We start from the raw sequence: 11,770 nt of genomic DNA on the forward strand, positions 1-11,770 counted from the left end.
CGGGAGGGAATTATGGTCTTGCACTCCACGCGCTGGCTGGCGCTAAGTTATTTCACCTACTTCTTTAGCTACGGCATCTTCCTGCCTTTCTGGAGCGTCTGGCTTTCCGGACTTGGCCTGACGCCGGAAACGATCGGCATGCTGCTCGGCGCCGGGCTGGTGTCGCGATTTCTTGGCAGCCTGCTGATTGCCCCGCGGGTCAGCGACCCGTCCCGTCTTATCTCTTCTCTGCGCATTCTGGCGCTGCTGACGCTGCTCTTCGCGCTCGCATTTTGGATCGGCCACCAGGTCGCCTGGCTAATGGTGATTATCGTCGGCTTTAACCTCTTTTTCTCGCCGCTGGTGCCGCTGACCGACGCGCTGGCGAATACCTGGCAAAAGCAGATCACCATGGACTACGGGCGCGTGCGCCTGTGGGGATCGATCGCTTTCGTGATTGGCTCGGCACTGACCGGGAAGCTGGTCAGCCTGTATGACTACCGGATGATTCTGGTGATGCTCAGCATCGGTATCGCGTCAATGCTGATCGGCATGCTGCTGAAACCGTCGGTGCAGCCGCAGGGGGAATCCCGCCACCAGGAAGCGGCCGGGCTGTCGGCCTGGCTTACGCTGGTGCGGCAAAGCTGGCGCTTCCTCGCCTGCGTCTGTTTGCTGCAGGGGGCGCACGCCGCCTACTATGGGTTCAGCGCAATCTACTGGCAGGAGGCGGGGTATTCCGCCTCCGCCGTGGGCTATTTGTGGTCGCTGGGCGTGGTGGCGGAGGTGGTGATTTTCGCGCTGAGCAAAAAAGTCTTCCGCCGTTTTAGTGCCCGCGATCTGCTGCTGCTGTCCGCGGCGTGCGGAGTGATTCGCTGGACGCTAATGGGCTGGACGACGGCGCTACCCTGGCTTATCGTCGCGCAGATCCTCCACTGCGGCACCTTTACGGTGTGCCATCTGGCGGCGATGCGCTATATCGCGGCTCGCCAGGGAAGCGAAGTGATCCGCCTGCAGGCTGTCTACTCCGCAGTAGCGATGGGCGGCAGCATTGCGGTAATGACGGTATTTGCCGGCTTTCTCTACCAGCATCTGCACCAGGGCGTTTTCTGGGTGATGGCGCTGGTGGCCTTACCGGCGCTGGTGGTGCGGCCAAAAGCGGTGGCTTAGGCCTCGAGCATCTTGCAAATCTGCTGCTGCTGATGAGCGCTGAACGTCTCGTCGGCATGAAACAGCGGCGGTGAAAACAGCGGTAGCGCCGTGGTATAGGGAGTGACGATCAGCGTCACTTCCTTCGGCGCGCCCTCTTTCTGAAAGGTGCTTACGCTCAAATACTTGATATTGAGCGGCAGCAGGGTTAACTCGCGCAGCTGCTGCTCCAGCGACTGCTCAAGGTCAGGATTATCATCGGTAAGCAGAACCACCTGCTTCTCCTGCAGATCGTTTTTTTGCATCAACCACGCGCCGAAAATCACCGCGATTAAACTGACTTCCTCCTGGCTAAAGCGGACCTGCCAGCTGGCTTCGAACTCCTCCAGCGCCGCCTGAGTGGTGCGCATCAAACGGGGATACAGACGGCCAATCTCCTCTGGCAACGCGTTATCGATACCGATAGCGAAAACGCTGCGGTGTAGCGCCTGCGAGAGATGTATATAGAGCTGATCGCTTAGACCCTGCTCATCGCTGAACGGACGCCCCGCCAGGTTCTGAAAGCGGTGAATCAGCCCGGAGATGGCCAGATGCAGACGCCGGTCCTGCTGGTGCCCGTCGCGGATGGGATCGGGGGTTTTCAGCAGCATAAACAGCAGGGTCAGAAACAGCTGTTCTCCGGCATGGGGCGTCGTCGCCACCCGACGCTGCCAGTGGCGAACAATCTCCTCCGCGAGGGTAAACTCGGCGGCGGCCTGCGCCCAGCGCTGCTGCTCGTGGGTGAAAGAGGGGCTCTGCCCAAGGTGGTGCTGCAGTAAACAATACTGTAAATAAAGACGCAGAAAATGCACGTCGCGGCAGTCAAACTGCCGGTTCAGGGTCCGGGCGCAGCGGTTCACCAGGGCCTGGAGATTGGTGTCGTCATACAGCGTGCGCGCGATACCTTGCTGTTTAAGCTGCGTTTTTAATGCCGGGGTAAAATGGTGGCTGACAAAATGCGGGCATAGACGCAGCCCGCGGCGCAGAGCGTGCAGCAGGCACAAGCGTTGATCGAGCGCGGCGCCTTCCATCCGATAGCTGCCGTCCGCTTGTGAAGTCAGGGTCAAGCGGTGATAACGCTGAATTTCGCGTCCCGTCTCCGCGATGTCCTGCCTGGCGGTATCCTCATCAACCTGAGTGAGGCTACCCAGCCATTCGGGCGTCACGGATTGCCCGGGCAGATAAAACATCAGGAGCACCTGGCTACGGCGCTGTGGACTGGAAAGCACAGATGGTGGTTCAATCACTGTCATCATCCGGTTAGTTCCAGTTAGGGTTTTCGTTAAGCGTAGTTAATGTATTCAGGGTGAGCAGGGCACGCCCGCGTCTTTACATCAGGATTGCTGGCGCGGTTCACAGAATTTTTCACGTGAGGAACAGATGAAGAGAGTGAAACAATGCGTCAGCGCAGCGTTTTTCATGTTTTTATCGCTATCCGCGGCGGCGCATCCGCACAGTTTCATCAGTTTGCAAACGGAGGCCGTGGCGGAAAATGGCCTGCTCACCGGCTTTAAAATGCGCTGGACGATGGATGAAATCACCTCCGCCGATCTGCTCTATGATGCGGGCAACGCTAAACCCGGTAGCGAAATCTGGAAAAAGCTGGCGGCGGAAGTGATGGCGAACGTGCTGGGCCAGCACTATTTCAGCGAGCTATGGCATAACGGCCAGCGGGTAAAGTTTGATAATCGACCCGACGGCTATGGCCTGGAGCGCAGCGGCCATCAGGCGGTGCTCACCTTTACCCTACCGCTGGCGAAGCCGCAGCCTCTGGCCGGGCAAACCTTTACCTTTTCAACCTACGACCCGACCTATTACGTTGATATGTATTATGACAAAGACGCTGATTTCGCTCTGCCGGCGGCGATGAAGACAAGCTGCTCGGCAAAAGTGATGACGCCGAAGCCTAACGAAAAAATGTTGTCCTACGCGCAGTCGCTGGATAAAGCGGATGCGCCGCCGGAGGATATGGAACTGGGGAATTACTTCGCGCAAAAGGTGACGCTGCAATGTCGCTGATTTTTACTCAAAACAGCCGTTCTCCGCGCTGGCGTCAGCTTTGGCCGCTGGCGCTCTTTTTGCTGCTGGCGGCAGGGGCTGGCTTCTGGCTATGGCAGGCCTGGCCGCAGGTGCTGCTGCAAAGCGCGGTCTGGCAGCGCGCGCTGAATCTTGAACTAAGCCGGCTTCTGCAGGCGGTAGCGGAAAATCCCTCCGCCGCCGGGCTGTCGCTGCTGGGGTTTAGCTTCGTCTACGGCGTCCTGCACGCGCTGGGGCCGGGGCACGGTAAAGTGGTGATTACCACCTGGCTGGCGACCCATCCTTCGAAGCTGAAATCCAGCATTGGCCTGACCCTGGCCGCCTCGCTGCTGCAGGGGCTGGTGGCCATCGCTTTAGTGGTGGTCGTGCTTACCCTGCTACGTCTTCCGGCAAGAGCGCTGCACCTGAGCAGCTTCTGGCTGGAAAAGGGAAGCTATTTGCTGGTCGGCGCGCTGGGCCTGTTGCTGTGCTGGCGGGCGCTGAAAAAGCTGCGGATGCTGCTGCGGCGACCGAAATTTACCGCTTTTACCCCGCATCATGTTCATCACGCCAACTGCGGCTGCGGGCATCAGCATCTACCGGCGCCGGAACAGCTGCAAAGCGGCGATGACTGGCGGGCGCGGCTGGCGATTGTGCTGTCGATGGGGATGCGGCCTTGCTCCGGAGCCATTATGGTGCTGCTGTTCAGTAAGGTTATCGGCGTATTTGGCTGGGGGATGGCGGCCGCGATGGCGATGGCGGCGGGAACCTCGCTCACCATTAGCGCGCTGGCGCTGCTGGTTCACGGATTCCGTCAACTGGCGGTCAGGCTGAGCGCGAACCGGGCGCCGGCGCCATGGAAGCAGGTAGGCTGGGCGACGCTGGCGCTGGCCGGCGGCGTGATTTTGCTGGCGGCGGCTATCGTGATGTGGAGTAGTGCGATACCTCCGGGCGGCGGCCTGCGTCCGTTTTAACGGGATAAAAAAAGGAAGCCGCGGCTTCCTTTTTGCTTTTCATTCAGTGAGAGATTAACGCTTCAGCGCTTCGCTCAGATGCTCGCGCATATTGGCCAGCATGGCTTTTACAACGCGCGGGTTGCCTGCAACGATGTTGCCGGTCAGCAGGTAGTTATGGCCGCCGGTAAAGTCGCAGACGATAGCGCCTGCTTCACGGGCGATCAGCTCGCCTGCCGCGAAATCCCACGGTTTCAGCGCGATTTCAAAGTAGCCGTCAACGCGGCCAGCGGCAACGTAGGCCAGATCCAGGGCCGCGGAACCGGTGCGGCGGAAATCCGCGCATTCGGTATACATGTTGCCGAGGATATTCATGTAAGAGGTCGCGTGCTGTTTTGCTTTGAACGGGAAGCCGGTGGCGATAATCGTGCCATCCAGATCGCGAGCGCTGCTGCCGCGCAGACGGTAGCCGTTCAGCTGCGCGCCCTGGCCGCGGGTCGCGGTGAACAGTTCGTTACGCATCGGATCGTAAACCACGGCGACTTCAGTACGGCCTTTAATGCGTACGGCGATGGACACGGAGAAGTGCGGCAGACGTTTTACGAAGTTGGTGGTGCCATCCAGTGGATCGATAACCCATTGAACATCCTGATCTTCACCTGCGTGTTCACCGCTTTCTTCGGTGATGATGGTGTGCTGCGGGTAAGATTTGCGAATGGTTTCGATAATCATCGCCTCGGCGGCTTTATCGACGTTAGTCACAAAATCATTGCTGCCTTTCTGGCTGGTTTCTACGGAGTCAGGGGTTTCGTAGTGCTTGGCAATTAAATTACCCGCCTTGCGCGCTGCGCGCACGGCGATGTTCAGCATCGGATGCATCGGTCTCTCTCACTGGATGTTAAAGAACGGGAAAAAACGGCGCATATAGTAACAGTGAAATCTGCCTATGTCTCCGTTTTATGATAGCATGCACGAATAATCTTTAGCCGAAGAACCATAATGCTGCAAAATATTCGAATCGTACTGGTAGAAACCTCACACACCGGCAATATGGGCTCTGTCGCCCGCGCAATGAAAACCATGGGGTTAACCAACCTCTGGCTGGTCAATCCGCTGGTTAAACCCGATTCTCAGGCCATCGCTCTGGCGGCCGGCGCCAGCGACGTGATTGGCAATGCCAACATCGTCGACACCCTCGATGAAGCGCTGGCGGGCTGTAGCCTGGTTGTCGGAACCAGCGCCCGCTCCCGCACGCTGCCGTGGCCGATGCTCGATCCGCGCGAATGCGGCCTGAAAAGCGTCGCCGAAGCGCAGCATGCGCCGGTTGCGCTGGTATTTGGCCGCGAACGCGTTGGCCTGACTAACGACGAGCTACAGAAGTGTCACTATCACGTGGCGATTGCCGCTAACCCGGAATACAGCTCGCTGAACCTGGCGATGGCGGTGCAGGTCATCGCCTATGAAGTGCGTATGGCATGGCTGGCGGCGCAGGAGCAAAATGAGCCCGTCGTCGAGCATGAAGAAACGCCTTATCCACTGGTGGATGATTTAGAGCGTTTCTACGGCCATCTGGAGCAGACGCTGCTGGCAACCGGGTTTATCCGCGCCAGTCATCCGGGCCAGGTGATGAACAAGCTGCGCCGTTTGTTTACCCGCGCCCGCCCGGAAAGCCAGGAGCTGAACATCCTGCGCGGTATGCTGGCGTCAATTGAGCAGAAGAATAAAGAATAGCGCTGTCTGTTTGCCGGGGGGCGCTGCGCTTACCCGGCCTACCGATCGCCTCCCCCGATGGGGGAGGGCATCAGATCGCGCTTAAGTAAAACGGCACGGAAAGCCAAATACCTGACTAAAACAGTCAAGTAAATAGTTGACCAATTTACTCGGGAATGTCAGACTTGCCTTGCTATGCAATACCCATATTAATAAAAAGCCCGGGCAGGGGCGAGTTTGAGGTTAAGTAAGACATGAGACTGACATCTAAAGGGCGTTATGCCGTGACCGCGATGCTTGACGTTGCGCTCAACTCTGAATCGGGTCCGGTTCCGTTGGCTGATATTTCAGAGCGTCAGGGAATTTCGCTTTCCTATCTGGAACAGCTGTTCTCTCGCCTGCGCAAAAATGGTCTGGTTTCCAGCGTACGTGGTCCAGGCGGCGGTTATCTGTTAGGTAAAGAAGCGGGTAGCATCGCGGTTGGCGAAGTTATCAGCGCAGTAGACGAATCCGTTGACGCCACCCGTTGTCAGGGCAAAGGCGGCTGCCAGGGCGGCGATAAGTGTCTTACTCACGCGCTGTGGCGCGATCTGAGCGAGCGACTGACCGGTTTTCTGAATAACATCACGCTGGGCGAACTGGTGAATAACCAGGAAATCCTGGATGTCTCCGGTCGTCAGCACAACCATGAATCCCAGCGTAATACCCGTGCTCAGGACGCTATTGACGTCAAACTGCGCGCGTAGTTCTCGTTCAGTTTCATCTTGCAGCTATTCGGCTGCAAGATGAAACGAGCTGAGCCAAAAAGATAAAAAAGATTTTCGAATCAGGCCGGGATGCTCCGCCATCCTGTGTACTCGGTCGTACATCCAGCCGGTTGCCTGATTCCTTGCATTGAAGCGATGTACGGAGTTTATAGAGCAATGAAATTACCGATCTATCTCGATTACTCCGCAACCACGCCGGTGGACCCGCGTGTTGCCGAGAAAATGATGCAGTTCCTGACTCTGGACGGGACCTTTGGTAACCCGGCCTCCCGTTCCCACCGTTTTGGCTGGCAGGCTGAAGAGGCGGTAGATATCGCCCGTAATCAGATTGCCGAGCTGGTCGGTGCCGACCCGCGCGAAATTGTCTTTACCTCCGGCGCGACGGAATCCGATAACCTGGCGATTAAAGGTGCAGCCAACTTTTATCAGAAAAAAGGCAAGCACATCATCACCAGCAAAACCGAACACAAAGCCGTGCTGGACACCTGCCGTCAGCTGGAGCGCGAAGGGTTTGAAGTCACCTATCTCGCCCCGCAGCGTAACGGTATTATCGATTTAAAAGAACTGGAAGCCGCGATGCGTGATGACACCATCCTTGTTTCCATTATGCACGTGAATAACGAAATCGGCGTGGTGCAGGATATCGCTACCATCGGCGAGATGTGCCGCGCCCGCGGTATCATTTACCACGTTGACGCGACCCAGAGCGTGGGCAAACTGCCTATCGACCTGAGCCAGCTGAAAGTTGACCTGATGTCCTTCTCCGGCCACAAAATCTATGGCCCGAAAGGTATCGGCGCGCTGTACGTGCGTCGTAAACCGCGTATTCGTATCGAAGCGCAGATGCACGGCGGCGGTCACGAGCGCGGCATGCGTTCCGGTACGCTGCCTGTCCACCAGATCGTCGGTATGGGTGAAGCTTACCGTATCGCGAAAGAAGAGATGGAAAGCGAAATGGCCCGCCTGCGCGGCCTGCGTAACCGTCTGTGGGACGGCGTGAAAGATATGGAAGAGGTTTATCTCAACGGTGACCTCGAGCAGGGCGCGCCGAATATCCTCAACGTCAGCTTTAACTACGTTGAAGGCGAGTCGCTGATTATGGCGCTGAAAGACCTGGCGGTTTCCTCCGGTTCAGCCTGTACTTCCGCAAGCCTCGAGCCGTCCTACGTGCTGCGCGCGCTGGGGATGACCGACGAGCTGGCGCATAGCTCTATTCGTTTCTCTTTAGGTCGTTTTACTACCGAAGAAGAGATTGACTACACCATCAATCTGGTCCGCAACTCCATCGGCCGTCTGCGCGAACTCTCACCGCTGTGGGAAATGTTCAAGCAGGGCGTGGATCTGAACAGCATTGAATGGTCACATCACTAATTCGGCACCAATAAGGAGAATTCATCATGGCTTACAGCGAAAAAGTTATCGATCATTACGAGAATCCGCGCAACGTCGGCTCTTTCGACAATAGCGACGAAAACGTCGGCAGCGGTATGGTTGGCGCGCCGGCGTGCGGCGACGTGATGAAGTTGCAGATTAAAGTCAACAATGAAGGTATCATTGAAGACGCGCGTTTCAAGACCTACGGCTGCGGTTCCGCTATTGCTTCCAGCTCCCTGGTGACCGAATGGGTAAAAGGGAAATCGCTGGACGAAGCTCAGGCGATTAAAAACACCGATATCGCTGACGAGCTCGAGCTGCCGCCGGTCAAAATTCACTGCTCTATTCTGGCGGAAGACGCGATTAAAGCCGCGATTGCGGATTACAAAAGCAAACGTGAAGCAAAATAATTAAGAGTTGAGGTTTGTTATGTCGATTACTTTAAGCGACAGTGCAGCAGCGCGAGTCAACGCCTTTCTGGCCAACCGCGGTAAAGGGTTTGGCCTGCGCCTGGGAGTCAGAACTTCCGGCTGTTCAGGTATGGCTTATGTACTGGAGTTTGTTGACGAACCAGCGGCAGAAGACACCGTGTTTGAAGACAAAGGCGTGAAGGTCGTGATCGACGGCAAAAGTTTGCAGTTCCTCGACGGTACGCAGCTGGACTTCGTCAAAGAAGGCCTTAACGAAGGGTTTAAGTTCACCAACCCGAACGTGAAGGACGAGTGCGGCTGCGGCGAAAGCTTTAACGTGTAATCGGTTATCCCTGACCCCACCGTAGTCTCGCTGCGCGTGGGGTTTGCTTTATCTCGTTAACCCTGAGGTTGCTATGGACTATTTTACCCTCTTCGGGTTACCGGCCAGCTATACCCTTTCGTTAGAACCCCTGGCTGCCCGGTACCAGGAACTACAGCGCCAGTATCACCCCGATAAGTTCGCCAGCGGCAGCGCGGCCGAACAGCTCGCCGCGGTGCAGCAGTCCGCCACCATTAATCAGGCGTGGCAAACCCTTCGCCACCCGCTGACCCGCGCCGAATATCTCCTTTCGCTTCATGGTTTCGATCTCGCCAGCGAGCAGCACACCGTGCGCGATACCGCGTTCCTGATGGAACAGCTGGAGCTGCGCGAAGAGCTGGATGAAATAGGCAAAGCGAAGGATGAAGCGCGGCTGGAAAGCTTTATCAAGCGGGTCAAAGCGCAATTTGATACCCGGCATCAGCTGATGGTTGAACAACTGAATAACGAGACGTGGGAGGCGGCGGCGGATACCGTGCGCAAGCTGCGTTTTCTCGATAAACTGCGAAGCAGTGCGGAACAACTCGAAGAAAAACTGCTCGATTTTTAATTTTCGGAAGCAATTATGGCCTTATTACAAATTAGTGAGCCCGGACTGAGCGCCGCGCCGCACCAGCGACGTCTGGCGGCGGGTATCGACCTGGGCACCACCAATTCACTGGTGGCTACCGTGCGTAGCGGCCAGGCCGAAACTCTGTCCGACCGTCAAGGGCGCTATTTGCTGCCGTCGGTGGTGAACTATCAGGCTTCGGGTTTGACGGTGGGCTATGACGCGCGGCAAAACGCCGCTCAGGATCCGGTCAATACCATCAGCTCGGTCAAGCGCATGATGGGACGTTCTCTGGCCGATATCGAGGCCCGCTACCCGCATCTGCCTTATCAACTGCAGGCAAGCGAAAACGGCCTGCCGATGATTCAGACGCCAGGCGGTCTGCTCAACCCGATTCGCGTTTCTGCCGATATCCTCAAGGCGCTGGCCGAGCGCGCTACCGAAGCGCTGGCGGGCGAGCTCGACGGGGTGGTGATTACCGTGCCGGCCTACTTCGATGATGCTCAGCGTCAGGGAACCAAAGACGCGGCGCGTCTGGCGGGCCTGCACGTGCTGCGTCTGCTGAACGAACCCACCGCGGCGGCGATTGCTTACGGCCTGGACTCCGGTCAGGAAGGGGTCATCGCGGTTTACGATCTCGGCGGCGGCACCTTTGATATCTCCGTGCTGCGCTTAAGCCGCGGCGTGTTTGAAGTCCTGGCTACCGGCGGCGATTCCGCGCTCGGCGGCGACGATTTCGACCACCTGCTGGCCGATTATCTGCGCGAGCAGGCTGGCCTGAGCGATCGCAGCGACAACCGCCTGCAGCGCGAGTTGCTCGATGCGGCGATCGCGGCGAAAATCGCCCTCAGCGATGCCGAGACGGCGCGGGTGAATGTCGGCGGCTGGCAGGGGGAAATCACCCGCAGCCAGTTTAACGATCTGATCGCGCCGCTGGTCAAACGCACTCTGCTGGCCTGCCGTCGCGCGCTGAAAGACGCCGGCGTTGAGGCGCAAGAGGTGCTGGAAGTGGTGATGGTGGGCGGCTCGACCCGCGTGCCGCTGGTGCGCGAGCGCGTCGGCGAATTCTTTGGCCGTACGCCGCTGACCTCTATCGACCCGGATAAAGTCGTCGCCATCGGCGCGGCGATTCAGGCGGATATTCTGGTGGGCAACAAGCCGGACAGCGAACTGCTGCTGCTCGATGTGATCCCGCTCTCCCTGGGGCTGGAAACCATGGGCGGTCTGGTGGAGAAGGTTATCCCGCGCAACACCACCATTCCGGTGGCGCGCGCGCAGGAGTTCACCACTTTCAAAGATGGTCAGACGGCGATGTCTATCCACGTCATGCAGGGCGAGCGCGAGCTGGTGCAGGACTGTCGCTCCCTGGCGCGTTTTGCGCTGCGCGGCATTCCGGCATTGCCGGCGGGCGGGGCGCATATTCGCGTCACCTTCCAGGTGGATGCCGACGGCCTGCTGAGCGTGACGGCGATGGAGAAATCGACCGGCGTCGAGGCCTCTATCCAGGTGAAACCGTCCTACGGTCTGACCGATGGCGAGATCGCCAGCATGATTAAAGATTCGATGAGCTACGCCGAACAGGACGTCCAGGCGCGCATGCTGGCCGAGCAAAAAGTTGAAGCCGCGCGCGTACTGGAAAGTCTGGTCAGCGCGCTGGCCGCCGACGCCGCGCTGTTAAGCGCCGCAGAGCGTCAGGCTATCGATGACGCCGCGGAGCAAGTGCGCGCCGCTGCGGCAGGCGATGATGCCGATGCAATCAAAGAAGCGATTAAAAATATCGACACACAAACCCAGGAATTCGCCGCACGTCGTATGGATCAATCGGTCCGTATCGCGCTGAAAGGCCAATCCGTGGACGAGGTTTAAAATGCCAAAAATTGTTTTTCTGCCCCACCAGGACCTGTGTCCGGATGGCGTAGTTGTGGAAGCTGAGACCGGTGAGACCATTCTTGATGCTGCTCTGCGTAGCGGCATTGAGATTGAACACGCCTGCGAAAAATCCTGTGCCTGCACCACCTGCCACTGCATCGTGCGCGAAGGCTTTGACTCGCTGGCTGAAAGTACCGAAGATGAAGACGACATGCTGGATAAGGCCTGGGGGCTTGAACCCGACAGCCGTCTGAGCTGCCAGGCGCGGGTGACTGACGAAGATTTGGTCATCGAAATTCCGCGTTACACCATCAACCACGCACGCGAGCATTAATATGGGACTTAAATGGACCGATAGTCGTGAAATCGGCGAAGCGCTGTACGACGCTTTTCCGGATCTCGACCCGAAAACCGTTCGCTTCACCGATCTGCATCAGTGGATTTGCGACCTGGAAGAGTTTGATGACGATCCAAACGCATCCAATGAAAAAATTCTTGAGGCGATTCTGCTAGTCTGGTTAGACGAAGCCGAATAATTTTCGCGTCATGATTTACCCGGTGGTTTTAAGCCGAGT

General features: G+C 57.7%; 14 protein-coding genes. 12 read left to right on the forward strand and 2 right to left on the reverse strand.

The window, feature by feature from the left end:
* Window positions 1-12 precede the first annotated feature (12 nt).
* Complete coding sequence (locus ACE3MN_RS06665) at window positions 13-1,146, forward strand: 3-phenylpropionate MFS transporter (RefSeq protein WP_004134925.1); 1,134 nt, start codon at window positions 13-15, stop codon at window positions 1,144-1,146.
* Here the strand turns inward: ACE3MN_RS06665 and csiE are convergent.
* Window positions 1,143-2,420 (reverse strand): stationary phase inducible protein CsiE, encoded by a 1,278-nt coding sequence (gene csiE, locus ACE3MN_RS06670; RefSeq protein WP_004134927.1) that lies wholly within the window; start codon window positions 2,418-2,420, stop codon window positions 1,143-1,145. The two genes, ACE3MN_RS06665 and csiE, sit on opposite strands and share 4 nt — an antisense overlap.
* 124 nt (window positions 2,421-2,544) lie before the next feature.
* On the opposite strand from csiE, the gene ACE3MN_RS06675 reads away from it, so the two are divergent.
* Both ACE3MN_RS06675 and ACE3MN_RS06680 read left to right on the forward strand, forming a co-directional pair.
* On the forward strand, window positions 2,545-3,183 hold the full coding sequence (locus ACE3MN_RS06675; protein ID WP_049085708.1) for a DUF1007 family protein: 639 nt from the start codon (window positions 2,545-2,547) through the stop codon (window positions 3,181-3,183).
* Window positions 3,174-4,154, forward strand: a complete 981-nt coding sequence (locus ACE3MN_RS06680) for a nickel/cobalt transporter (protein WP_064410815.1) — start codon at window positions 3,174-3,176, stop codon at window positions 4,152-4,154. The genes ACE3MN_RS06675 and ACE3MN_RS06680 overlap by 10 nt, the downstream gene beginning before the upstream one ends.
* 54 nt (window positions 4,155-4,208) lie before the next feature.
* Here ACE3MN_RS06680 and suhB read toward each other — a convergent pair whose 3' ends face one another.
* Window positions 4,209-5,012, reverse strand: a complete 804-nt coding sequence (gene suhB, locus ACE3MN_RS06685; RefSeq protein WP_024359357.1) for an inositol-1-monophosphatase — start codon at window positions 5,010-5,012, stop codon at window positions 4,209-4,211.
* Between the two features lie 120 nt (window positions 5,013-5,132).
* Here suhB and trmJ point away from each other — a divergent pair, with 120 nt between their 5' ends.
* The 9 genes from trmJ (at window position 5,133) to iscX (ending at window position 11,731) form a co-directional block, all read left to right on the forward strand.
* On the forward strand, window positions 5,133-5,864 hold the full coding sequence (gene trmJ, locus ACE3MN_RS06690; RefSeq protein ID WP_004134934.1) for a tRNA (cytosine(32)/uridine(32)-2'-O)-methyltransferase TrmJ: 732 nt from the start codon (window positions 5,133-5,135) through the stop codon (window positions 5,862-5,864).
* A 233-nt stretch (window positions 5,865-6,097) separates the two neighbouring features.
* On the forward strand, window positions 6,098-6,589 hold the full coding sequence (iscR, locus tag ACE3MN_RS06695) for a Fe-S cluster assembly transcriptional regulator IscR (RefSeq protein WP_004104510.1): 492 nt from the start codon (window positions 6,098-6,100) through the stop codon (window positions 6,587-6,589).
* 177 nt (window positions 6,590-6,766) lie between these two features.
* Complete coding sequence (iscS, locus tag ACE3MN_RS06700) at window positions 6,767-7,981, forward strand: cysteine desulfurase (protein WP_004134936.1); 1,215 nt, start codon at window positions 6,767-6,769, stop codon at window positions 7,979-7,981.
* Between the two features lie 26 nt (window positions 7,982-8,007).
* Window positions 8,008-8,394 (forward strand): Fe-S cluster assembly scaffold IscU, encoded by a 387-nt coding sequence (gene iscU, locus ACE3MN_RS06705; protein ID WP_002913991.1) that lies wholly within the window; start codon window positions 8,008-8,010, stop codon window positions 8,392-8,394.
* Window positions 8,395-8,413: 19 nt separating this feature from the next.
* On the forward strand, window positions 8,414-8,737 hold the full coding sequence (gene iscA, locus ACE3MN_RS06710; protein WP_002913979.1) for an iron-sulfur cluster assembly protein IscA: 324 nt from the start codon (window positions 8,414-8,416) through the stop codon (window positions 8,735-8,737).
* Between the two features lie 73 nt (window positions 8,738-8,810).
* Complete coding sequence (gene hscB / locus ACE3MN_RS06715) at window positions 8,811-9,326, forward strand: co-chaperone HscB (protein WP_004104505.1); 516 nt, start codon at window positions 8,811-8,813, stop codon at window positions 9,324-9,326.
* A gap of 15 nt (window positions 9,327-9,341) precedes the next feature.
* Window positions 9,342-11,192, forward strand: a complete 1,851-nt coding sequence (gene hscA / locus ACE3MN_RS06720) for a Fe-S protein assembly chaperone HscA (RefSeq protein WP_049085712.1) — start codon at window positions 9,342-9,344, stop codon at window positions 11,190-11,192.
* A 1-nt stretch (window position 11,193) separates the two neighbouring features.
* Window positions 11,194-11,529: an ISC system 2Fe-2S type ferredoxin gene (gene fdx, locus ACE3MN_RS06725; RefSeq protein ID WP_004104503.1), complete on the forward strand. Its 336-nt coding sequence runs from the start codon at window positions 11,194-11,196 to the stop codon at window positions 11,527-11,529.
* A gap of 1 nt (window position 11,530) precedes the next feature.
* A complete protein-coding gene (iscX, locus tag ACE3MN_RS06730) occupies window positions 11,531-11,731 on the forward strand; it encodes a Fe-S cluster assembly protein IscX (protein WP_004104502.1) in 201 nt (66 codons plus the stop codon).
* Window positions 11,732-11,770 lie beyond the last annotated feature (39 nt).

Source organism: Klebsiella grimontii, from assembly GCF_042137965.1.
Taxonomy (GTDB): domain Bacteria; phylum Pseudomonadota; class Gammaproteobacteria; order Enterobacterales; family Enterobacteriaceae; genus Klebsiella; species Klebsiella grimontii.

Bases quoted from the DNA above. Each gene is read 5' to 3' on its own strand.
- ACE3MN_RS06665 (WP_004134925.1), top strand. From the start codon at position 13: ATGGTCTTGCACTCCACGCGCTGGCTGGCGCTAAGTTATTTCACCTAC.
- csiE (WP_004134927.1), bottom strand. From the start codon at position 2,420: ATGATGACAGTGATTGAACCACCATCTGTGCTTTCCAGTCCACAGCGC.
- ACE3MN_RS06675 (WP_049085708.1), top strand. From the start codon at position 2,545: ATGAAGAGAGTGAAACAATGCGTCAGCGCAGCGTTTTTCATGTTTTTA.
- ACE3MN_RS06680 (WP_064410815.1), top strand. From the start codon at position 3,174: ATGTCGCTGATTTTTACTCAAAACAGCCGTTCTCCGCGCTGGCGTCAG.
- suhB (WP_024359357.1), bottom strand. From the start codon at position 5,012: ATGCATCCGATGCTGAACATCGCCGTGCGCGCAGCGCGCAAGGCGGGT.
- trmJ (WP_004134934.1), top strand. From the start codon at position 5,133: ATGCTGCAAAATATTCGAATCGTACTGGTAGAAACCTCACACACCGGC.
- iscR (WP_004104510.1), top strand. From the start codon at position 6,098: ATGAGACTGACATCTAAAGGGCGTTATGCCGTGACCGCGATGCTTGAC.
- iscS (WP_004134936.1), top strand. From the start codon at position 6,767: ATGAAATTACCGATCTATCTCGATTACTCCGCAACCACGCCGGTGGAC.
- iscU (WP_002913991.1), top strand. From the start codon at position 8,008: ATGGCTTACAGCGAAAAAGTTATCGATCATTACGAGAATCCGCGCAAC.
- iscA (WP_002913979.1), top strand. From the start codon at position 8,414: ATGTCGATTACTTTAAGCGACAGTGCAGCAGCGCGAGTCAACGCCTTT.
- hscB (WP_004104505.1), top strand. From the start codon at position 8,811: ATGGACTATTTTACCCTCTTCGGGTTACCGGCCAGCTATACCCTTTCG.
- hscA (WP_049085712.1), top strand. From the start codon at position 9,342: ATGGCCTTATTACAAATTAGTGAGCCCGGACTGAGCGCCGCGCCGCAC.
- fdx (WP_004104503.1), top strand. From the start codon at position 11,194: ATGCCAAAAATTGTTTTTCTGCCCCACCAGGACCTGTGTCCGGATGGC.
- iscX (WP_004104502.1), top strand. From the start codon at position 11,531: ATGGGACTTAAATGGACCGATAGTCGTGAAATCGGCGAAGCGCTGTAC.